Raw genomic sequence first — 21,684 nt, 5'->3', positions numbered from 1 at the left:
GGGGGGGGGGGGGGGGGCCGGGGGGCCCGGGCGCCCGGCGGGGGGGGGGGGGGGGGGGGGGGGGGGGGGGGGGGGGGGGCGGGCCCCCCCCCCCCCCCACCCCGTGGGTCAGCCGCCGTGGACCTCGAGCGCCACGCGGACCGCGGACTCCAGCGCCCCTTCGATCCACGCGGGTTTCAGCGAGGTGTGGCAGCCCGCGAAGTGCAGCGGACCCTCCGCCTTCCCCATGTCGGGGAAGAGTTCCGTGTGCTGGCCGGGCAGCAGCACGGATGCCTCTCCGTAGGCGTACGGGTCGCGCTGCCAGCTCTGGGTGCGGCCGACGCCGGTGAAGAAGACCTCCAGGCGCCGTCCGTACACCTCCTGCATGCCGCGCAGGGCGAGGGCGTAGCGGGCCTCGTCGTCGTAGGAGTCCCAGCGCCGGGCGTCGTCGGCCCAGCTGTACGAGGCGAGGACGACGCCGCCCGCGCTGCCGGGTACGGGGTGCGACGGGTTGAACATGAACCGGTTGGGGTTGTCGGTCACGGAGCCGCCGCCGATGACCTGCGCGGCCTCCGGCTGGTCGCGGGAGATCCACGCGTGCGCCGCGTAGTGGGTGCGCTGGGACTCCGTGAGGTGGCCGCGCGGGACGGAGCGGTGGGCGCCGAGGAGCCGCCCGTCGTCGCGGACGTCGCCCTTGCGGTAGGAGTCGTACAGTCCGGGCCTGATGGTGTCGAGTTCGCGGCGCCAGTCGTCCTCGCTCATCTCCCACCAGCGGCGGCTGAATTCGAGGAGCACCTTGGTGGCGCTGTCGTAGTGCACCTCGCTGAGGGCGCGCCGCTTCTCGTACGACAGCTGGGGGGCGATCTGGACGTGCCGCAGACCGGTGAAGGGGATGGTGACGACGGCGGCGTCGCCGGTGAACCGTTCGCGGACGACCTTGCCGTCGCGGCCCTCGGAGACGGTGTCGACGGCCACGCCCCGGCCGTCGCCCTGGCCGCCGGTCTCGATGCGGGTGACCCGCCGGTCGAAGCGGACGTCGTCGCGCACCTGGTCGAGGAGGGCGTCGGCGAGGACCGCGGTGCCGCCGGTCAGCTCGTAGAACGCGGTGCCGGGGCTGATGAGGGACGCGCTGATGAAGCTGTGCATGAAGGACAGCGGCAGCCTGGACGTCATGTTCTCCAGCGTGCCGATGAGGTCGATGGTCCGCTCGTCCAGACGGGCGTGCTCGGTGAGGAAGCGGTACATCGACCAGTCGCCGAAGCGCCGCACGACCCGGGCCCAGCCCTCGACGAGCTCGGGCATCGGCTTGTCGACGCGGCTGCCGTCGGGGCGGCGGGTGCTGAACTCGTCGCGGACGGGGTCGAGGACCCGGCGGACGATCTCCGACGCCGGGACGTCCTCGTACTTCTTCGGGACGCCGAAGGAGCGGTTGACCGCCCGGGGGTTCCTGGCGTAGTCGGCGCGGCGGGCCCGGATGCCGTTGACGCGGATCCAGGTGCGGTACGCGGGCTTGCCGTCGGTGTCCGTGTCGATGTGGCGGAAGGGCCGGCGCTCGATGCCGAAGCTGTCGATCAGGCCCATGACCAGGGGGTGGCTGCCGGGGATGCGCATGGCGCCCGCCTCGGCGTACTGCCTGGGGTCGGCGAACGGCTGTTCGGCGTTCTCATGGCCGCCGGTGCGGAAGGTCTTGATGCGGCCGCCCGCGCGGTTGCCGTTGGCCTCGACCACGGTGACGTGGTGCCCGGCTCGTTTCAGCAGCGCCGCGGCGGCCATGCCGGCCGGTCCCGCGCCGAGGACCAGCACCTTCCTGGGTGTGCCCGCGCGCCTGGGGAGCCCGTCGCGGAGGAGGATCCTCCGGTAGTGCGGGACGAGGGGCCTGTCGTCGGCGTCGAGCACGAGCAGGGCACGGGCGACGGTGAGGCAGGTCTCCCAGTCGGCGGTGGAGCGTGGTGAGCGGGTGGCCGGGGCGGCGGGAGCGGCTCCCGGCGCGGCCGGTGCGGCCGGTGCGCCCGGTGCGGCGGGAGCGGCTCCCGGTGCGCCCGGTGCGGCCGGTGCGCCCGGTGCGGCGGCCGCGTCGGTGACGGAGGCGCCGGCGGCGAGTGCGGCGGCGGTGGCCACCGCACTGGCACGGGAAGAGAATTGACGGCGCGTCAGGTCAACCTGATCGGTTAAGGGTTTCATGATCGGAAGAACGGGATCATGAAAGGGCCGGGACCGGGCCGACCTGCCGATTCACCCGAACGGGAACCGGCGGCGGGGAACCGGCGAACGGATCAGATGAAGTTCAGCGCGGCCGCCCCGCCGAAGCCGCCGAGCACCATGAACACCGGCATGAGAACCCTCAGCTCCACCCAGCTGCCCGCCTTGAACCGCATGCCCTTCGGCGGGCCGAGCGGGTACCAGCGCTTGCGCCCGATCGGGATCGGCCACAGGATCGGGCACCCGGACACGGTCAGCGCGTCCCCGATGTCGTGCACGAGCGCGCCGAGCACGATCGGCAGCCCCAGCCACAGGTACTCCTGCCCCGGCGCGCCGAACAGCCAGTCCGCGCCGTTCCCCGGCTGGTCGAGGACGCCCGCGAGGATCCAGGCGCTGGTGGCGCCGAGCAGCCACACCAGGATGTCGCTGGACATCCGGGCGGCCCGCCACAGCAGGCCCTCCACCGCCAGCACCAGGTGGACGAAGAGGATCGCGAGGACGGCCCACCGGCCGCCGGTGACGGCGAGCCCGGACGCGCCCGCGCCGATCAGCACGGCCCACACCCAGGTGTGCGTCAGGGTCCGGTGGCCACCGCTCCTGCGCGGGTCGGCCGGCTTCCGGGTGGCCTTGTAGACGGCGTACGAGAGTTTGTCGACGACCTCGCACAGCCACTTCGAGACGGGGCCGAAGGCGCGCGAGATGGTCGCGGACTTGTGGTCCAGGTCGGGGGCGAGGGCGGCGCCCGCGCAGATCAGCGCCCCCACGACCAGAACCGGCCACGGCATCGGGTGCCCGGCGGCCGCGGTCGCGGCTCCCACCCCCAGCCACGCGGCCGCGCCGGAGAGAGAGTGTGCCGGTCCCATCATGTACGTGCCCGCCCCAGTGATCTTGTCGTGTGTTCCGGTACGCCCGGACGTGGCCCATCGCACATGCGGTCGGCCCCAGTTGACGGCACAGCGTATCGCCCGTGATCTTGGCGCCGATGGCCGGTTCCCGCTTCCCGGCCGAAGCCAGGCAAGATGGGTGCGTGACCCTTATCGATCAGCTGCCGCAGGACGCCGACCCCGATGCCCTCTTCGAGGCCTTCTCGTCATGGGCCGAGGACCGTGGCATCACGCTCTACCCCGCCCAGGAGGAGGCGCTGATCGAGGTGGTCTCGGGGGCCAACGTGATCCTCTCCACCCCGACGGGCTCCGGAAAGAGCCTGGTGGCGGCGGGTGCGCACTTCACGGCGCTCGCCCATGACCAGGTCACCTTCTACACGGCGCCGATCAAGGCGCTGGTGTCGGAGAAGTTCTTCGACCTGTGCAAGCTCTTCGGTACGGAGAACGTCGGCATGCTGACCGGTGACGCCTCGGTCAACGCCGACGCGCCCGTCATCTGCTGCACGGCCGAGGTACTGGCGTCGATCGCGCTGCGCGACGGCAAGGACGCCGACATCGGCCAGGTGGTGATGGACGAGTTCCACTTCTACGCCGAGCAGGACCGCGGCTGGGCGTGGCAGATCCCGCTGCTCGAGCTGCCGCAGGCCCAGTTCGTCCTGATGTCCGCGACCCTCGGCGACGTGTCGATGTTCGAGAAGGACCTCACCCGGCGCACGGGCCGCCCGACGTCGGTGGTCCGCTCGGCGACACGGCCGGTCCCGCTCTCGTACGAGTACCGGCTCACGCCCATCACCGAGACGCTGACCGAGCTGCTGGAGACCAAGCAGGCGCCGGTCTACATCGTCCACTTCACGCAGGCGGCGGCCGTCGAGCGCGCCCAGTCGCTGATGAGCATCAACATGTGCTCGCGCGAGGAGAAGGACCAGATCGCCGAGATGATCGGCAACTTCCGGTTCACCACCAAGTTCGGCAAGAACCTGTCGCGTTATGTACGGCACGGTATCGGCGTGCACCACGCGGGCATGCTGCCGAAGTACCGGCGCCTGGTGGAGAAGCTGGCGCAGGCCGGACTGCTGAAGGTGATCTGCGGTACGGACACCCTCGGCGTCGGCGTCAACGTCCCCATCCGTACGGTGCTGTTCACGGCGCTCACCAAGTACGACGGCAACCGGGTGCGGACGCTGCGGGCGCGGGAGTTCCACCAGATCGCCGGGCGCGCCGGACGGGCCGGCTTCGACACGGCCGGATTCGTCGTCGCGCAGGCCCCCGAACACGTCATCGAGAACGAGAAGGCCCTCGCCAAGGCGGGAGACGACCCCAAGAAGCGCCGCAAGGTGGTCCGCAAGAAGGCGCCCGAGGGCTTCGTCGGCTGGACCGAGAACACCTTCGAGAAGCTGATCGCCTCCGAGCCGGAGCCGCTGACCTCCCGCTTCCGGGTCACGCACACCATGCTGCTGTCCGTGATCGCCCGGCCCGGCGACGCCTTCGCGGCGATGCGCCGCCTCCTGGAGGACAACCACGAGCCGCGCAGGAACCAGCTGCGCCACATCCGCCGCGCCATCGCGATCTACCGCTCACTGCTCGACGGCGGCATCGTCGAGCGGCTGGACGAGCCGGACGCCGAGGGCCGCACCATCCGGCTGACCGTCGACCTCCAGCAGGACTTCGCGCTGAACCAGCCGCTGTCCACCTTCGCGCTCGCCGCCTTCGAGCTGCTGGACCCGGAGTCCCCCTCGTACGCCCTGGACATGGTCTCCGTCGTGGAGTCCACGCTGGACGACCCGCGGCAGATCCTGGCCGCGCAGCAGAACAAGGCGCGCGGCGAGGCCGTCGCCGCCATGAAGTCCGACGGCGTCGAGTACGAGGAGCGCATGGAGCGGCTCCAGGACGTGTCGTACCCCAAGCCGCTGGAAGAGCTGCTGTGGCACGCCTACAACCTGTACCGCAAGAGCCACCCGTGGGTCAGCGACCACCCGGTCTCGCCGAAGTCCGTGATCCGCGACATGTACGAACGGGCGCTGTCGTTCACCGAGTTCACCTCCTTCTACGAGCTCGCCCGCACCGAGGGCATCGTGCTGCGGTACCTCGCGAGCGCGTACAAGGCGCTGGACCACACCATCCCCGACGACCTGAAGACCGAGGACCTCCAGGACCTGATCGCCTGGCTGGGCGAGATGGTGCGCCAGGTCGACTCCAGTCTGCTGGACGAGTGGGAGCAGCTGGCCAACCCGGAGGTGGAGACCGCCGAGGAGGCGCAGGAGAAGGCCGACCAGGTCAAGCCGGTCACCGCCAACGCGCGCGCCTTCCGGGTCCTTGTCAGGAACGCGATGTTCCGCCGGGTGGAGCTCGCCGCCCTCGACCAGCTGGCGGAGCTGGGCGAACTGGACGGCGATTCCGGGTGGGACGAGGACGCGTGGGCGGAGGCGATGGACAAGTACTGGGACGAGTACGAGGACCTCGGCACAGGACCGGACGCGCGCGGGCCGAAGCTGCTGTCCATCGAGGAGGAGCCGGAGCACGGGCTGTGGCGCGTCCGGCAGACCTTCGCCGACCCGAACGGCGACCATGACTGGGGCATCAGCGCGGAGGTCGACCTGGCCGCGTCCGACGAGGAGGGCCGCGCGATCGTCCGCGTCACGCACGTCGGCCCGTTCTGAGGGACCGCCGCCGGGTCCGCCCCGCGCCCGCGCGTGGCGGACCCGGACGGACCGGCCGCGGGTGGTCGTCCGACCGCCCGCTCGTTGTGAACCGACCGCCCGCTCGTTCGCGAAAGGACTCCCCCATGACCACGAATCCCGCCGAGAGACTCGTCGACCTGCTGGACCTGGAGCAGATCGAGGTCAACATCTTCCGCGGACGCTCGCCGCAGGAGTCGCTGCAGCGGGTCTTCGGCGGCCAGGTCGCCGGCCAGGCGCTCGTGGCGGCAGGGCGCACCACCGGGGGCGACCGGCCGGTGCACTCGCTGCACGCGTACTTCCTGCGTCCGGGGATCCCCGGGGTGCCGATCGTGTACCAGGTGGAGCGCGTCCGGGACGGGCGGTCGTTCACCACCCGGCGGGTCACCGCCATCCAGCAGGGCAAGACGATCTTCAACCTGACGGCCTCCTTCCACCAGCCGGAGGAGGCGGGCTTCGAGCACCAGCTGCCGCCGCGCCTGGACTTCCCCGAGCCGGAGTCGCTGCCGTCGGTGGCGGACGAGATCCGCGAACACCTGGGCGCGCTGCCCGAGGCGCTGGAGCGGATGGCCCGGCGCCAGCCGTTCGACATCCGGTACGTGGACCGGCTGCGCTGGACGCGGGAGGAGATCAGGGACGCCGACCCGCGCAGCGCGGTGTGGATGCGCGCCGTGGGCCCGCTGGGCGACGACCCGCTCGTGCACACGTGCGCGCTGACGTACGCCTCCGACATGACCCTGCTGGACGCGGTGCGCATCCCGGTCGAACCGCTGTGGGGACCGCGCGGCTTCGACATGGCGTCCCTGGACCACGCGATGTGGTTCCACCGCCCTTTCCGTACCGACGAGTGGTTCCTGTACGACCAGGAGTCGCCGATCGCGACGGGCGGGCGCGGTCTGGCACGCGGCCGGATCTACGACCGGGCGGGCAACCTGCTGGTGTCCGTGGTTCAGGAGGGCCTGTTCCGCAAGCTGGGGGGCTAGGGGGCCTCCCTAGGGGGCCTCACTCGGACTGGGCTCGACGCCGTCCGCACCGCGCCCGGCCGGTGCGCTCGTCGCACCGGCCGACAGCAGTCTCTCCGCCAGCGCGCGACAGCGCGTCCCGAGCTCCGGAGGGTCGAGCACCTCGAAGTCGTGCCCCAGCAGGAGCACATGCATGAGCAGGAAGTCCAGGCTGTCGGCGCCGCTGAGCACCTCGCAGCGCTCGCGCCCTCGTGGTCGTACGACGGCGGCCGACGCCGGGACCTGCGCGCGTACCGTGTCGGCCGGCGCGTGCACCAGGAAGCGCGCCTGGTGCGGGTAGGCCCGGCTCGCCACACCCTCCTGCACGTACGCCGCGGCGTCGGGCACCGCGCGCGGGCGGTAGCGCCAGGTCCGTGCGGACACCTCTGCCATCCGGTCGATGCGGAAGCTGCGCCAGTCGTCGCGATCGAGGTCGTAGGCGAGGAGGTACCAGCGCCGGTCTGAGGCGACCAGGCGGTAGGGCTCGACCCGCCGCCGTCGCACCTCGCGCCCGGACGGGTAGTCGAAGCCGGCCTCGACCTCGTCGCGGCAGGCCCTGGCCAGCGTCACGAGCACCTCGGGGTCGACCGGCGTACGGCCTCCGCGGAAGAACTCCACCGAGCCGGCGAGCGCACGCACCTCGTGCCGCAGCCGGGTGGGCAGCACCCGGTCGAGTTTGGTCAGCGCCCGGAGCGCCGCGTCGCCCGCGCCGGCGACCGCGCCACCGGCGCCGGCGAGCAGCGAGGCGGCGGTGGCGATCGCCTCCTCGTCGTCGAGGAGCAGCGGCGGCAGGTCCTGCCCGGGGCCGAGCCGGTAGCCGCCGCCGACGCCCTGGCCCGCGTGTACGGGATAGCCGAGCGTGCGCAGCCGCTCGACATCGCGCCGTACCGTGCGCGGTGTGACCCCGAGCCGGGCGGCGAGCTCGGGGCCGGTCCAGACCCGCTGCTGGAGCAGCCCGAGCAGGGTGAGCACCCGCTCCGTCGTCCCCAGGTCACCACCGCTCGCGACGTCCATGCCACCCACCATGCCAGATGGCGGACCGATTCTGTCCGCCTGCGGTGTCAGGGTGACTCCAGGGATGGGAACGCGATCGCGGGGAACTTCGCACGCACCGCGAGCGGATCCCCACCCGTCCGGGCCCTGCCCGCCGCGCGACCGCGGCCGCGACCGCTGCCCGCACACGACACCCGCTACGAACGGAGCACACCGATGAGCCGCCATTTCCAGGTCACCTTCGACGCCCACGGCCCGCGGGCGCTCTCGTCCTTCTGGCGTGACGTCCTGGGCTACGTCCACCCCGGCCCGCCCGGAGTCGACCTGCCCGAGGGAGCCGACCCGCTGGCCGCGTGGGACGACTTCCTCGCGCGCGTCGGCGTACCGGAGGAGCAGCGCGACACACGATCCGCCATCGAGGACCCGGACGGGCACGGCCCGCGGCTGTTCTTCCAGCGGGTGCCGGAGGACAAGGTCGCCAAGAACCGCGTCCACCTCGACGTCCGTGCGGCTCCCGGGCTGCGGGGAGAGGAGCGGATGGCGGCACTGGAGGCCGAGTGCGCCCGGCTGGTCGCGCTGGGAGCGTCGCGGGTACGTCGCCACGAGCCCGCTCCCCCGATGAGCGAGGGCTTCATCGTGATGACCGACCCCGAGGGCAACGAGTTCTGCCTGGACTGACGCGACTCGGCCGCGGTCGCTTCACCGTCGCCGCTCGGCCGCGGTCGCGGTGGGCACGGGCGGCCGGTTACAGGCCGGGCAGCGGTTCCTGGGCGACATCGTGGCGCCGGGTCCTGATGTCGGGGCCCGGCGGGTGGAGTTTGGCGTCGCAGGACGGGCCGAGCCCGGAACGGCGGGACTCCGTCCCGGTCAGCGGACGTCCGCAGAGCCGGCACCACACGGGACGCGCCCCCCGTTCCCGGGGCGGCGCGGGGTCGGAGCCGGGAAGTGGCTGATCGTTCACGTGTTCCTGTTCCTCGACCTGTCTACCCTGTGGTCGAACAGTATGACGACGAGGAGCCGTTGATGAGCCTGTACGACATTCCGCTGCGCACCCTGTCCGGCGCGCCGGCGAGCCTGGCCGACTACCGGGACAAGGCGGTCCTGGTGGTGAACGTGGCGTCGAAGTGCGGTCTGACCCCGCAGTACGAGGGGCTGGAGCGGCTCCAGCGGAGCTACGGCGACCGCGGCTTCACCGTGCTGGGCGTCCCCTGCAACCAGTTCCTCGGGCAGGAGCCCGGCACGGCCGAGGAGATCCAGACATTCTGCTCGACCACCTACGGGGTGTCGTTCCCGCTGCTGGAGAAGACCGAGGTGAACGGCGACGACCGCCACCCGCTGTACGCGGAGCTGACGAAGACGAGCGACGCGGAGGGCCAGGCAGGCGACGTCCAGTGGAACTTCGAGAAGTTCCTCATCTCGCCGCAGGGCGAGGTCACCCGGTTCCGCCCGGCCACCGAGCCGGAGGCGCCGGAGATCGTCACGGCGATAGAGGCGCTGCTCGGCGCCTGAGCGTGACGTCTCCGGGGGCGGGCTGGGGGATCTCCGGGGGCGCCACAAGGCCCTCAGGGCTCCCAGCGGCTCAGGGTGTTCAGAGGCTGAGGGATCTCAGGGGTTCGGGCACGCGGACCACAGGCCCGCGCCGGCCTCCGGGCGATCGACTCGGCCTCGTTCCGCGGGTCAGGTGACCGCGCTGAGGGTGTCGGCGAGGCGGCGGCGGGCGGCTCGGGCGGCGGGGAGGGCGGCGAGGGCGGCGGCGCCGAGCACCGCAGCCACGACCAGCGCGAGCAGGTGCTCCGGCGGCGGGGTGTGGGCGATGCCGGCGCCGATGCCGCTGGAGCGGCCCTCGTGGTCGATCAGCCACCGGGCGAGCGGAACGCCGAGGGCGGTACCGGCGAGGGCGGCGGCGAGCGCGGTGCAGCCCACGGCGGTCACCGTCACGGCGGTGATCTGCCGGGGCGACAGGCCGATCGCCTTCAGGGCGAGCAGGTCGCGTTCGCCGTCGCGTACGGTGCCGCCGATCGCCGTGGACAGTTCGGTGAGCCCGATCAGGGCGAGGACGGCGATCAGCCCGGCGACCACGCCGCGCAGCGAGGACAGCCGGTCGGCGGGGCTGGTGACCTCGTGGATGTCGAGGCGGCCGGCGGAGGCGTCGGCGAGCTCGGCGCGGACGGCGGCCGGGTCCGCGTCGGCGGCCAGGCGCACCTGGTAGAGGGTGGGCCGCAGGGCGGGGTCGTTCTCGCGGAGGGTGTCCAGCGACGTGGAGATGGTCCGGCCGCCGTTCTCGGGCTCGATGTTGCGGCCGACGATGTGCAGGACCTGCGGGTGCCCGCCGACTGTGACGCGGACCCAGTCGCCGACGCCCACCCCGAGCAGGTCGAGCAGCCCCTGTCCGGCGACCGCCTCGTCGGGGCCGGCGGCGGGCCGGCCCTCGGCGACGGCGTACGGGTAGGGCTCGTCGCGGGTGCCGAGGCCCCGCAGGGCGATGGTGCCGGTCTGGCCGGGGACGAGGGCGGCGGCCTCCAGGCCCGGGTGTGCCGCCACGACCCGCGGGTGGGCTTCGAGCAGGGCACGGGCCTCGCCGTCGGGCAGCGCGGCGTCGGCGCGGGCGGTGAGCGCGGCGGCGAGGCCGAGCTGCTGGGGCCGGCTGTCGAAGCGTTCGATGGTGGTCCACGCGCCGAGCGCGACGGTGATCAGCAGCAGGGGCAGCGCCAGCCGGACGACGGTGCCCGGGGCGTGGCGGCCTCGCGTGAACGCCCGGTGCCAGCCGAGGACCAGGGCGGGCGGGACGCCGCGCCGTCCGAGCGCCGCCCGCGCGGGCCCCGACAGGCCCCGCCCGGGGACGGCCGCGGCGGGCCCGACGGGCACGGGCGGGACGCGGCCGGCCCGCCAGGCGGCGAGACAGGTGGTGGCGCCGATGAACACGACGGCGGCGACCGGTATCGCGAGCAGCGCCGCCGTGTGACCCGGCAGCCCCTGCCACACGCCGACGGCCTCGCCGAGCCGCCCGGGGATACGGCTGCCGAGCGCCTGGGTGAGCGCGGTGGCGAGGGCGGCGCCGAGCGCGGCGAACGCGAGGTGCTGGACGAGGAAGATCCGTACGACCTGGCCGGGGGTGAAGCCGATGGCCTTCAGGACGGAGATGTCCTTGAGGTGGCCGCGCACGCGGGTGCTGATCGCGCCGAAGACGGCGAGCGCGGCGGCGATCAGCGCGCCGACCCCGAACAGGCCGAGTACCTGGCCGAGCAGCCGGGTGTCGCCCTGTGCCTCGGCGCGGGCCTGCTGCCAGCTGGAGACCTGGGTGACGGCGCCCGCGCCGAGGGTGGTGACGGCGCGCTGGACGGCGTACCCGGTGTCGTCGGGGTCGGTGAGCCGCAGTCCGACGACATGGCCGGGGCGGTCGCCGCCTTCGGCGCGTACGGCTCCCGGGAGTGCCCAGACGGTGCCGGACCGCTCGCCGGGGCGGTAGCGGGGTTCGGCGCTGTCGGCGACGCCGAGAACGGTGAGGGTGCGCCGGGTGCCGGGCAGCGTGAGGGTGTCGCCGGGGGCGGCCCACAGGGCGCGGGCGAGGCTGCTCTCCAGGACGACGCCGTCGGGGACGCCCGGGTCGAGCCAGCGCCCGTCGGTGAGGTGCGGGCGGCCGGTGGCCGGCGGGCGGGGGCCGGTGGCGCGGAGTTCGGCACCGGCGCGTGCGCCGCGCGAGGCGACGGTGACGGCGGCGGTGCGGTAGGGCCCGGAGACGTCGGTGACGCCGTCGAGCGCGGCGAGCCGGGCGGGGTCGGCGCCAGGTCCGGTGTGGATCCAGACGTGTGCGCCGTTGGTCTGGGCGAAGACGCGCTGCCAGGGGTTGGTGGCGTAGCCGAAGAGCGCGGCCGCGAGCAGCAGGGACGCCACGATGCCGGCGGTGGCGGAGATGATGAACAGCGCCTCGCCGCGGTGGGTCCGCAGATCGGCGTGCGCCCAGCGCAGCATCGCCCGCACGGTCAGTCCTTCAGTTCGACGACGCCGGCGAGGCCGGTGCCGCGCCGGGGTGTGCCGCCGAGTTCGGCGTCGTCGGATATCCGGCCGTCGAAGAAGCTGATGACCCGGTCGGCCGCGCTGGCGAGCCGTGCGTCATGGGTGACGAGCACGATCGTCTGGCCGCGTCCGTGGAAGCGGGTCAGCAGCCGCATGACCTCGCGGGTGCCCTTGCTGTCGAGGCTGCCTGCGGGCTCGTCGGCCAGCAGCAGCCGCGGCTGGTTGACGAGGGCGCGGGCGAGGGCGACGCGCTGCTGTTCGCCGCCGGAGAGCTCGCCGGGCATGCTGCGGGCCTTGCCGTCGAGGCCGAGTTCGGCGAGGAGCTTCTCGCGCTCGGCTCGGGCCTGCTTGGGCGGGGTACCGGCGAGCAGGGCGGGGAGCTCGACGTTGTCGGCGACGGTGAGGTTGGAGACGAGGTTGAAGAACTGGAAGACGATGCCGATGCGGCGGCGCCGCTCGACTGCCCAGCGGGCCTCGTTCCAGGAGTCGGTGGATTCGCCGTCGAGCCGGATGGTGCCGCTGTCGGGGCGCTGGAGCCCGCCGAGCAGGTGCAGCAGGGTCGATTTGCCGGCGCCGGAGGGCCCGGTGACGGCCACGAACTCGCCGCGCCGCACGGTGAGGTCCACACCGCGTACGGCGTGGGCGGGGGCGCCTTCGCCGTGGTGCGTCTTGACGAGGCCCTCGGCGTGCAGAAGCGGCGGGGCGGTGGCGCCGGCGACCCCGGTGCTGCCGGTGTCACCGGTGGCGATGCCGGCGGGGGTACCGGCGGGGGTGCCGCTGGTGCCTGCTTCACCGGTACCGCTGGTGTCGGCAGGGGTGCCGCTGGTGTCGGCAGGGGTGCCGCTGGTGTCGGCGGTGTCGCTCATCCCGGCTCCTCCAGCCCTTCGAGTTCCTCCTGGCAGCGCTCCAGCCAGTCCAGGTCGGCCTGGAGGTGGAGCATGGCGCCCTCGATCAGCAGATGGGCGACGCGGTTGTCCCGGTTCTCGGTGGCGGCCAGCTTGGACAGGTTGCGCATGGTGTTGAGGTACTCGCGTCGCTGTTTGTTGATGAGGGCTATCTGGTCGGCGAGTCCGGTGCGCGGTGCGAGGGCGAGCTTCATGAAGAACTCGTCCCGTACCCGCGGCTCCTCCGTGGTCTCGTCGAACCAGGCCCGCAGCGCCTCGTGCCCGGCGTCGGTGAGGCGGTAGATCTTCTTGTTGGGCCGGCTCGACTGGGCGACCTCTTCGCCTTCGATCAGTCCGGACTTCTCCAGGCGGCCGAGGGTCACATAGATCTGGCCGACGTTGGGCTGAGGGTACGCGGCACCCAGCAGTTGCTCAAGGTCCTGCTTGAGCTCGTAGCCGTGGGCGGGACCCTTGGCCAGGAGCGCGAGGAGCTGGAGGCGCACGCGTGGCTCTCCTCCTTCGACGCTCTGTGCCGCTGTACCGCTTGCCCGGGTTGCTGTCCGGCCTCGATGTGCCGTAGGCCCTAGTATCGCCCATGCCTAACGGGTATACATGCCCCTGATCCGACGAAGTGGTCGGGCGCCGGTGTACAGGGAGGAACCTATGCGGTGGATACGTGCCGCCGGTAGGGGCCTGCTCATCGCGGCGGTCGTTATGGCGGGGCATGTGGCCTCCGGGGCTCCGGCGGGCGAAACGGGGGCGGACGGCCGCGGGCCCATGACCCTGGCGACGGCCGGTGATCTCACCGGCTACCTCGGCCCCCTGCTGGAGGGCTGGAACCGCGAGCGGCCGGCGGAGAGGGTCACGCTCGTGGAGCTGCCGGACTCCGCCGACGAGACCCGCGCCCAGATGATCACCGATCTCCGCTCGGGCGACGGCCGGTTCGACATCCTCAACATCGACGTCGCGTGGACGTCGGAGTTCGCGGCGGCCGGGTGGATCGCACCGCTGGAGCGGTCGCGGTTCCCGCTGGAGAGCTTCCTGCCGCCGGTGGTCGACACGGCGACGTACGACGGGAAGCTGTACGCCGTCCCCTACGTGACCAACGCCGGGATGCTCTTCTACCGCAAGGACGTCCTGGAGCGGGAGGGCGAGCGGCCGCCCAGGACCTGGGCGGAGCTGGAGCGGCAGGCGCGGACGATCGCCCCGAAGTACGGGCTGCACGGGTACGCGGGCCAGTTCCTCCCGTACGAGGGGCTGACCGTGAACGCGGCCGAGGCCGTCCATTCGGCGGGCGGCGCGATCCTCGGCGACGAGGGCGAGCGGGTCGCCGTGGACTCGGCGGCCGCGCGCGCGGGCATCGGTTTCCTGGCGCGCGGCGTGCGGGACGGCTGGATTCCGCGCGAGGCCCTGGCGTACAAGGAGGAGGAGTCCCGGCAGGCGTTCACCGACGGCAGGCTGCTCTTCCTGCGGAACTGGCCATACGCGTACGCGGGCGCGTCCGGCCCCGGGTCGAAGGTCGCCGGGCGGTTCGGCACGGTGCCGCTGCCCGGGCCGGCCGGGCCCGGCACGAGTGTGCTCGGCGGGTCGAACCTGGCGGTCAGCACGCGGGCGCGGCATCCGGAGTCGGCGAGCGATCTGATCGCGTATCTGACCAGTGACCCGGTGCAGCGCGAGGTGCTCACGGAGGGCTCGCTGCCGCCGGTACGGGCGGCGCTGTACGAGGATCCGGCGCTGGTGCGCGCGTACCCGTATCTGCCGACGCTGCGCACGAGCGTGCTGTCGGCGGGACCGCGCCCCAAGAGCCCGCGGTACGAGCAGGTCAGCCTGGTGGTGCAGGCGGTCGTCCATGACGCGATGGCGCAGCACCAGTCGCCGGAGGCCGCCGTGCGGCGGCTGGCGCGTGAGCTTGACGCGGTGGCGCGGCGCCGCTGACGTCCGTTCCGGCCGGGCGCCGGGCGCCGGGTTCGACCGTAGCGCCCCGCCCTTCCGGGGCGTTCCGTTCCGCTCGGGCGCCCCACCCTTCCCGGCGATCCCACTCATTGCCTAACGGTTAGGTACCGCCATGGTCGCGCGGCGGCCACTTCACCGTCACCTCCGTGCGGGCATATCCGGACAAAACGCCCAACTTCCTTGAGTTTTACGCACAGCCGTTGACACCTGTTCGACACGCGTACCTAACATGCATGCATAACCGCTGCTCCTTCGAGCGGTGTGCACCCCTTCACGCAGAAACAGGTCAACGGGTGATGCTCACAGCCCCGGCCGACGACGGCCTCTCCCACCGCCTCTCGCACCCCTGGTGGCGCGACGCGGTGATCTACCAGGTGTACGTCCGCAGCTTCCTCGACAGCACCGGCGACGGGATCGGCGATCTGGCCGGCGTCCGCGCCGGGCTGCCGTACCTGAAGAAGCTGGGCGTGGACGGCGTCTGGCTGAGCCCCTTCTACCCGTCGCCCCAGCACGACCACGGGTACGACGTGGCCGACTACTGCGATGTGGACCCGGTCTACGGCGACCTCGCCGAGTTCGGTCTGCTGGTCACCGACGCCCACCGGCTCGGCATCAAGGTGCTGCTGGACATCGTGCCGAACCACTGCTCGAGCGAGCACGCGTGGTTCCGCGACGCGCTCGCCTCCGGGCGGGACAGCGAGGCGCGCGCCCGGTTCCACTTCGCCGAGGGGCGGGGCCCCGGCGGTGACGTGCCGCCGAACAACTGGCACGCGATGTTCGGCGGGCCCGCCTGGACCCGGGTGACCGAGCCCGACGGCACGCCCGGCCAGTGGTACCTGCACATGTTCACCCCCGAGCAGCCGGATCTGAACTGGCGCAACCCCGAGGTCGCCGCCCACTTCGACGAGGTCCTGCGGTTCTGGCTCGACCGGGGCGTGGACGGGTTCCGGATCGACGTGGCGGCCGGCCTGTTCAAGCACCCGGACCTGCCGGACTCCCCCGACCCGGAGGCCGACGCCCGCACCCGCGACTCGGTGAACCCGCTCGCCTGGAACCAGCCCGAGGTGCACGACGTGTGGCGCCAGTGGCGGAAGGTGTGCGAGGAGTACACCGCCCGGGACGGCCGTGAGCGGCTGCTGGTCGGCGAGGTCTCCGTACCCACCGCCCGCGAGCACGCCCTGTACGTACGCCCCGACGAACTGCACCAGGCGTTCTTCTTCGACCTGCTCGGCGCGCCCTGGGACGCGGCCGCCTTCCGCGGCGTCATCGACGAGGCGATCCGCGACATCGCGGGCACCGGCTCCAGCGTCACCTGGGTGCTCAACAACCACGACCAGGTGCGCACCGTCACCCGCTACGGGGAGTCCGGCACCGAGGGCAGCGGCATCGGCGCCGCCCGCGCCCGCGCCGCCGCGCTGCTGATGCTGGCGCTGCCCGGCGCCGCGTACATCTACCAGGGCGAGGAGCTGGGGCTGCCCGAGGTCGTGGACCTGCCCGACGACGTCCTCACCGACCCGATCTTCCGCCGCACCGGCAGCAGGGCCCGCATCCGCGACGGCTGCCGGGTGCCGCTGCCCTGGTCCGGGCACGCCTCGCCGTTCGGCTTCAGCTCAGGCGCCGAGGCCGCCAGGCCGTGGCTGCCGCAGCCGCGCTGGTTCGCCGAGCACGCCACCGAGCGTGCCCTCGCGGACACCCGGTCGTTCTGGCACCTGTACCGCGAGGGCCTGCAACTCCGCAGCGGTCTGCCCCAGTTGGGCGAGGGCACGCTCCGCTGGCTGGAGACCCCGCCCGGTGTCCTCGCCTTCGTGCGCGGCGAGGGACTCGTCTGCGCCGTGAACTTCGGCACCGATCCGGTGCCGGCCCCGGTCCCGGGTGCGCTCCTGCTGTCGAGCGGGCCCTGTCCCGCCGATCTGCTCCCCGGATCCACCGCCGCGTGGTGGATCAGCGACCTGACCACATCCCACCAGTGAACCCGGAGGACAAGACCATGATGGGACGACGGATACCAGGACGTCCGGCACGCTCGGCCCGTACGGTACGGCGCTTCACGGCCGTCTGCGGCTCGGTGCTGGCCCTCTCCCTGGGCGCGACCGCCTGCGGCGGCGACCCGGTGAAGACCGCCGCGGGCGGTGACAAGAAGTTCTCCGGCCAGCTGATCAACGTGGCGGCCGTCTGGTCGGGGGCCGAGCAGAAGAACTTCCAGAAGGTGCTGGACGCGTTCACGGAGAAGACCGGTGCGCGGGCCCAGTACGTCTCGACCGGCGACAACGTCTCCACGGTCGTCGGCAGCAAGATCGAGGGCGGCAACGCGCCCGACGTGGTGATGGTGCCGCAGGTCGGCGTCCTCCAGCAGTTCGCGAAGCAGAACTGGCTCAAGCCGCTGTCCGCCGCCACCGAGAAGTCCGTCGACGCCGGCTTCGCGCCCGTCTGGAAGAACTACGGCACGGTCGACGGCAAGCTGTACGGCCTGTACTTCAAGGCCGCCCACAAGTCGACCGTCTGGTACAGCCCGGACGCCTTCGAACAGGCCGGTGTGCAGCCGCCGAAGACGTACGAGGAGATGCTGACCGCCGGGCGCACCGTGGCCGACTCGGGTCTGCCCGCCTTCTCCGTCGCCGGTGAGGACGGCTGGACGCTCACCGACTGGTTCGAGAACATCTACCTCTCCCAGGCCGGACCGGAGAAGTACGACCAGCTCGCCAAGCACGAGATCAAGTGGACCGACCCGACCGTGGTGAAGGCGCTGACCACCCTCGGCGAGCTCTTCAAGGACGAGAAGCTGATCGAGGGCGGCCGCAAGGGGGCCCTCGGCACCGACTTCCCCGGCTCCGTGGAGCGGGTCTTCGGTCCGGAGCCGCGCGCCGGCATGGTGTACGAGGGCGACTTCGTCGCCGGTATCGCCAAGGACCAGCTCGGCCGGAAGATCGGCGAGGACGCCCGGTTCTTCCCGTTCCCCGCGGTCGGGGGCGGCAAGGCCCCGGTGGTCAGCGGCGGCGACGCGGCCGTCGTCCTGAAGGACGGCAAGAACCAGGCGGCGGCGATGGCGTTCCTGGAGTTCCTGGCGACGCCGGAGGCGGCCGCCGTGTGGGCCGGGGCGGGCGGCTTCCTGTCGCCGAACAAGGCGCTGGACCTCGGCGCGTACGGGGACGACACCACCCGGCAGACCGCCAAGTCGCTGATCGACGCCGGGGACACGGTCCGCTTCGACATGTCGGACCAGGCCCCGGCCGCGTTCGGCGGCACGAAGGGCGCGGGCGAGTGGAAGCTCCTGCAGGACTTCCTGCGCGACCCGTCGGACCCGGCCGCCACGGCGGCCGCGCTGGAGGCCGCGGCGGCCAAGGCGTACGCGGCGAACAAGGGCTGAGGCGGCACCGGTCATGACCACAGCCATCCATACCGCCCGGCGCGGTGCCGCGGACTCGCGGCGCCGCGCCGGGCGGCGCCGGCGCATCATCGCCGTCGCCTTCGTCCTGCCCGCGCTGCTGCTGCTCGGCGCGCTCGTCGTGTATCCCGTGGTGTTCTCGGTCGGGCGCAGCTTCTTCGACGCGTCCGGCACCCGCTTCGTCGGGGGCGGCAACTACACGGAGATGTTCCGCGACCCGGCGACGCTCCAGGCCATCCGCAACAGTGCCGTCTGGGTGGTCGTCGCGCCGACGCTGCTCACCGGTCTCGGGCTGATCCTCGCCGTGCTCGTGGAGAAGATCCGCTGGGCGTCGGCGTTCAAGCTGCTGCTGTTCCTGCCGATGGCGGTGTCGTTCCTCGCCGCGGGCATCATCTTCCGGCTCGCCTACGAGGACGATCCCGACAAGGGCGTGCTCAACGCGGCGGTGGTCGGGGTGCACGACGCGTTCACGGACGCCTCGTCGTATCCGGCGGCCCGCATCCGGGACGGCCAGGGGCTGCGGAAGGCGGCCGACGGTTCCTACGGCACGGCCGGGGACGTGTCACCCGGGCGGGTGGTGAACCTCGGTCTGGTCGGGGTGCCCCCGAAGGAGGTACCCGAGGACGCCCGGCCCGCCGCCGGGGCGGCCGGGGCCACGGCGGCAGCCGGTGAGCTGCGCGGTGTCGTCTGGCTGGACTTCACGCCCGGCGGCGGAGGCCGCCCCGGGGAGGTCGACGCGGCCGAGCGGGGGCTGCCGGGGATGACCGTCGAGGCGGTGCGCGACGGCGCGACGGTGGCCGCGACCACCACGGCGGCGGACGGCTCGTACCGCTTCGACGGCCTGGAGGACGGGTCGTACGGGGTGCGGCTGCCCGCGGCGAACTTCGCCCCGCCGTACGAGGGCGTGTCCTGGCTCGGGCCGGCGCTGGTGACCCCGGCGATCATCGGGGCGTACCTGTGGATCTGGACCGGTTTCGCGATGGTCCTGATCGGCGCGGGCCTGTCCGCGCTGCCGAGGGACGCGCTGGAGGCGGCCAGGATCGACGGGGCGAGCGAGTGGCAGGTCTTCCGCCGGATCACCGTGCCGCTGCTGGCGCCGGTGCTGACCGTGGTCTTCGTCACGCTGGTGATCAATGTGATGAAGGTCTTCGACCTCATCTACATCATCGCGCCGGGACCGGTGCAGCAGGACGCCACGGTCCTGGCGACGCAGATGTGGCTGGTGTCGTTCGGCGGCGGCAACAACCAGGGCCTCGGCAGCGCGCTGGGCGTCCTGCTCCTGCTGCTGGTCATCCCCGCCATGGTCTTCAACGTCCGCCGCTTCCGCAGGAGCCAGTCATGAGCGCCACCGCCACCGCCCCCGTGAAGAAGACGGCCGGGTCCGCCGGGAGCACCGGGCAGCGGCGGTCCGCCGCCGCGCCCCGTCCCGGCGCGGCGCGGCGGCGGCTGCGCCGCTGGCTCGGCAACGGTCTCGTCCAGGCGTTCCTGCTGGTCGTGGGGCTCGTCTGGATCACCCCGGTGGCCGGGCTGCTGCTGTCGTCGTTGCGGTCCGCGCAGGACAGCGCGGCGAGCGGCTGGTGGACGGCGCTCACCGATCCGGGGCAGCTGTCCCTCGACAACTACACGGCGCTGCTGTCCAACACGGGTATGACGCGGGCGTTCTGGAACACCGTGCTGATCTCGGTGCCGACGACCGTCCTCGTCGTCGTCATCGCGGCGCTGGCCGGATACGCCTTCGCCTGGCTGGAGTTCCCGGGCCGGGACTGGCTGTTCCTGCTGGTGGTGGCGATGCTCGTGGTGCCCGTGCAGGTGGGTCTGCTGCCGGTGGCGAAGCTCTTCGGCCAGCTCGGTCTGTTCGGCACGATCCCGGGCGTGGTGCTCTTCCATGTCGCGTACGGGCTGCCGTTCGCCATCTTCCTGTTGCGCAACTACTTCGCGGAGATGCCCCGGGAGATGCTGGAGGCCGCGCGGATGGACGGCGGCGGCGAGTGGCGGATCTTCACCCGGCTGGTGCTGCCGGTGGGCCGTCCCGCCATCGCCAGTCTGGCCATCTTCCAGTTCCTGTGGGTGTGGAACGACATGCTGGTGGCGCTGCTCTTCGCGGACTCGTCGTCCCAGCCGCTGACCGTGGAACTCCAGTCGCAGGTGCGGCAGTTCGGCAGCAACATCGACGTCCTGGCACCGGGTGCGTTCCTGTCCCTGGTGGTGCCGGTGGTGGTGTTCCTGGCGTTCCAGCGCCACTTCGTCCAGGGGGTGATGGCCGGCTCGGTGAAGTGACACCGGGGTGCCCGGCCGCACGCGTGGAGGTGCGGCCGGGCGGATCCGCCCGGGTCACGGCCCTGGGCCGGTCGGCCAGGCGTCGGCCGGCCCGGTCGGCGTCAGCGGATCGGCATGCCGGAGAGGGTGCGGGCGATGACGAGGCGCTGGATCTCGCTGGTGCCTTCGAAAATGGTGTAGATGGCCGCGTCGCGGTGCATGCGCTCCACCGGGTACTCGCGGGTGAAGCCGTTGCCGCCGAGGATCTGGACGGCCTGCGCCGTGACCTTCTTGGCGACCTCGCTGGCGTACAGCTTGGACATGGAGCCCTCGGCGGAGGTGAACGGCTTGCCGGTGGTCGCCATCCAGGAGGCGCGCCACACCAGCAGGCGGGCCGCGTCGATCTGGGTGCGGGCGTCGGCGAGCTGGAAGGCGACGCCCTGGTTGTCGATGATCGGGCGGCCGAACTGCCGCCGGGTCTTCGCGTAGTCGAGGGCGACCTCGTACGCGGCGCGGGCCGTGCCGACCGCCATGGCGCCGACCGCCGGGCGGGACGCCTCGAAGGTGGCCATGGCGGCGTTCTTCACGCGCTCGCCGCCGTCCCTCCCGGCCTCGCTCCTGGCCTTCTCACGGGCGCGGGCGAGACGCTCGTCCAGCTTCTCCTTGCCGCCGAGAAGGCAGGAGCCGGGGACGCGTACGCCGTCGAGTACGACCTCCGCCGTGTGCGAGGCGCGGATGCCGTGCTTCTTGAACTTCTGCCCCTGGGACAGGCCGGGGGTGCCGGGCGGCACGATGAAGGAGGCGTGCCCCTTGGAGCCGAGCTCGGGGTCGACCACGGCGACGACGACATGGACGTTGGCGATTCCGCCGTTGGTCGCCCAGGTCTTGGTGCCGTCGAGCACCCACTCGTCCGACGCCTCGTCGTACACGGCGCGGGTACGCATGGCGGCGACGTCCGAGCCGGCGTCGGGCTCGGACGAGCAGAAGGCGGCGACCTTCACGTCGTCCGCGTCGCCGTACATCTGGGGGATCCAGGTGCCGATCTGCTCCTCGGTCCCGTTGGCGAGGACTCCGACGGCGGCGAGGCCGGTGCCCACGATGGACAGGGCGATACCCGCGTCGCCCCAGAACAGTTCCTCCATGGCCACCGGGATGCCGAGGCCGGTCGGGTCGAAGAACTGCTGGGCGTAGAAGTCCAGGGAGTAGATGCCGACCTTGGCGGCTTCCTGGATGATCGGCCAGGGGGTCTCCTCACGCTCGTCCCACTCGGCGGCGGCCGGTCGCATCACGTCCCTGGCGAATCCGTGCAGCCAGTCGCGTACCTGCTTCTGGTCGTCGTTGAGCTCGAGCGTGAACTCGGCCATGTTCCCTCCCGGCACTACCCTGTTACTTACGGTAACCCGCAGTCTGTTACCGGTTGGTAGTACCTGTCAACCGGCAGCGATGCCGACACGGGTGTTACGT

Annotated in this window: 17 protein-coding genes; 9 read left to right on the top strand and 8 right to left on the bottom strand. The window is 72.4% G+C overall.

All coding sequences use genetic code 11. From position 1 onward, the window contains the following. Positions 1-108: 108 nt before the first annotated feature. Both ACGF5U_RS31875 and ACGF5U_RS31870 read right to left on the bottom strand, forming a co-directional pair. The gene (locus tag ACGF5U_RS31875) at positions 109-2,160 is read right to left on the bottom strand and encodes a flavin monoamine oxidase family protein (RefSeq protein WP_392718825.1); all 2,052 of its coding nucleotides are present in this window, start codon (positions 2,158-2,160) and stop codon (positions 109-111) included. A gap of 92 nt (positions 2,161-2,252) precedes the next feature. Further along, complete coding sequence (locus ACGF5U_RS31870) at positions 2,253-3,044, bottom strand: metal-dependent hydrolase (protein WP_392718827.1); 792 nt, start codon at positions 3,042-3,044, stop codon at positions 2,253-2,255. Positions 3,045-3,205: 161 nt separating this feature from the next. Between ACGF5U_RS31870 and ACGF5U_RS31865 the strand changes: the two genes are divergently transcribed. Together ACGF5U_RS31865 and ACGF5U_RS31860 are read left to right on the top strand one after the other, a co-directional pair. Then, the gene (locus ACGF5U_RS31865; RefSeq protein WP_392718829.1) at positions 3,206-5,719 is read left to right on the top strand and encodes a DEAD/DEAH box helicase; all 2,514 of its coding nucleotides are present in this window, start codon (positions 3,206-3,208) and stop codon (positions 5,717-5,719) included. A 125-nt stretch (positions 5,720-5,844) separates the two neighbouring features. After that, positions 5,845-6,720 (top strand): acyl-CoA thioesterase, encoded by an 876-nt coding sequence (locus ACGF5U_RS31860; RefSeq protein ID WP_392718831.1) that lies wholly within the window; start codon positions 5,845-5,847, stop codon positions 6,718-6,720. A 9-nt stretch (positions 6,721-6,729) separates the two neighbouring features. Here ACGF5U_RS31860 and ACGF5U_RS31855 read toward each other — a convergent pair whose 3' ends face one another. Further along, positions 6,730-7,752 (bottom strand): helix-turn-helix transcriptional regulator, encoded by a 1,023-nt coding sequence (locus ACGF5U_RS31855; protein ID WP_392718833.1) that lies wholly within the window; start codon positions 7,750-7,752, stop codon positions 6,730-6,732. Between the two features lie 195 nt (positions 7,753-7,947). Between ACGF5U_RS31855 and ACGF5U_RS31850 the strand changes: the two genes are divergently transcribed. Further along, positions 7,948-8,409: a VOC family protein gene (locus tag ACGF5U_RS31850; RefSeq protein WP_392718835.1), complete on the top strand. Its 462-nt coding sequence runs from the start codon at positions 7,948-7,950 to the stop codon at positions 8,407-8,409. A gap of 67 nt (positions 8,410-8,476) precedes the next feature. Here ACGF5U_RS31850 and ACGF5U_RS31845 read toward each other — a convergent pair whose 3' ends face one another. Then, entirely contained in the window at positions 8,477-8,692 is a 216-nt protein-coding gene (locus ACGF5U_RS31845; protein WP_392718839.1) for a DUF6011 domain-containing protein, read from the bottom strand. A 62-nt stretch (positions 8,693-8,754) separates the two neighbouring features. Here ACGF5U_RS31845 and ACGF5U_RS31840 point away from each other — a divergent pair, with 62 nt between their 5' ends. Further along, positions 8,755-9,240, top strand: a complete 486-nt coding sequence (locus tag ACGF5U_RS31840; RefSeq protein WP_392718841.1) for a glutathione peroxidase — start codon at positions 8,755-8,757, stop codon at positions 9,238-9,240. 168 nt (positions 9,241-9,408) lie between these two features. Here the strand turns inward: ACGF5U_RS31840 and ACGF5U_RS31835 are convergent, their stop codons facing one another. Genes ACGF5U_RS31835 through ACGF5U_RS31825 form a run of 3 tightly spaced genes read right to left on the bottom strand, consistent with a single transcriptional unit; the run spans position 9,409 to position 13,132 of the window. Beyond that, the gene (locus ACGF5U_RS31835) at positions 9,409-11,709 is read right to left on the bottom strand and encodes an FtsX-like permease family protein (RefSeq protein WP_392718843.1); all 2,301 of its coding nucleotides are present in this window, start codon (positions 11,707-11,709) and stop codon (positions 9,409-9,411) included. A 2-nt stretch (positions 11,710-11,711) separates the two neighbouring features. Next, positions 11,712-12,611, bottom strand: coding sequence for an ABC transporter ATP-binding protein (locus tag ACGF5U_RS31830; protein ID WP_392718845.1), 900 nt, complete (start codon positions 12,609-12,611; stop codon positions 11,712-11,714). Next, entirely contained in the window at positions 12,608-13,132 is a 525-nt protein-coding gene (locus ACGF5U_RS31825; protein WP_392718847.1) for a PadR family transcriptional regulator, read from the bottom strand. Before ACGF5U_RS31825 ends, ACGF5U_RS31830 begins: the two co-directional genes overlap by 4 nt. A gap of 160 nt (positions 13,133-13,292) precedes the next feature. Between ACGF5U_RS31825 and ACGF5U_RS31820 the strand changes: the two genes are divergently transcribed. The 5 genes from ACGF5U_RS31820 (at position 13,293) to ACGF5U_RS31800 (ending at position 20,241) form a co-directional block, all read left to right on the top strand. Continuing rightward, positions 13,293-14,564 carry an ABC transporter substrate-binding protein gene (locus ACGF5U_RS31820; protein WP_392718849.1) on the top strand — a complete coding sequence of 424 codons (1,272 nt, stop codon included), beginning with the start codon at positions 13,293-13,295 and terminating at the stop codon, positions 14,562-14,564. Between the two features lie 314 nt (positions 14,565-14,878). Continuing rightward, positions 14,879-16,552: a glycoside hydrolase family 13 protein gene (locus tag ACGF5U_RS31815; RefSeq protein WP_392718851.1), complete on the top strand. Its 1,674-nt coding sequence runs from the start codon at positions 14,879-14,881 to the stop codon at positions 16,550-16,552. 17 nt (positions 16,553-16,569) lie between these two features. Continuing rightward, on the top strand, positions 16,570-17,946 hold the full coding sequence (locus ACGF5U_RS31810) for an ABC transporter substrate-binding protein (RefSeq protein WP_392718853.1): 1,377 nt from the start codon (positions 16,570-16,572) through the stop codon (positions 17,944-17,946). Between the two features lie 13 nt (positions 17,947-17,959). Next, the gene (locus ACGF5U_RS31805) at positions 17,960-19,306 is read left to right on the top strand and encodes a carbohydrate ABC transporter permease (RefSeq protein WP_392718855.1); all 1,347 of its coding nucleotides are present in this window, start codon (positions 17,960-17,962) and stop codon (positions 19,304-19,306) included. Continuing rightward, the gene (locus tag ACGF5U_RS31800; RefSeq protein WP_392718857.1) at positions 19,303-20,241 is read left to right on the top strand and encodes a carbohydrate ABC transporter permease; all 939 of its coding nucleotides are present in this window, start codon (positions 19,303-19,305) and stop codon (positions 20,239-20,241) included. Before ACGF5U_RS31805 ends, ACGF5U_RS31800 begins: the two co-directional genes overlap by 4 nt. 101 nt (positions 20,242-20,342) lie before the next feature. Here the strand turns inward: ACGF5U_RS31800 and ACGF5U_RS31795 are convergent, their stop codons facing one another. Beyond that, entirely contained in the window at positions 20,343-21,584 is a 1,242-nt protein-coding gene (locus ACGF5U_RS31795; RefSeq protein WP_392718859.1) for an acyl-CoA dehydrogenase family protein, read from the bottom strand. Positions 21,585-21,684: the final 100 nt, after the last annotated feature.

The sequence above is a fragment of the Streptomyces sp. NPDC047886 genome (assembly GCF_043204435.1).
GTDB lineage: Bacteria > Actinomycetota > Actinomycetes > Streptomycetales > Streptomycetaceae > Streptomyces.
Note: the sequence above shows the minus strand (reverse complement) of the source record. Positions and strands in the feature narration are given on the sequence as shown.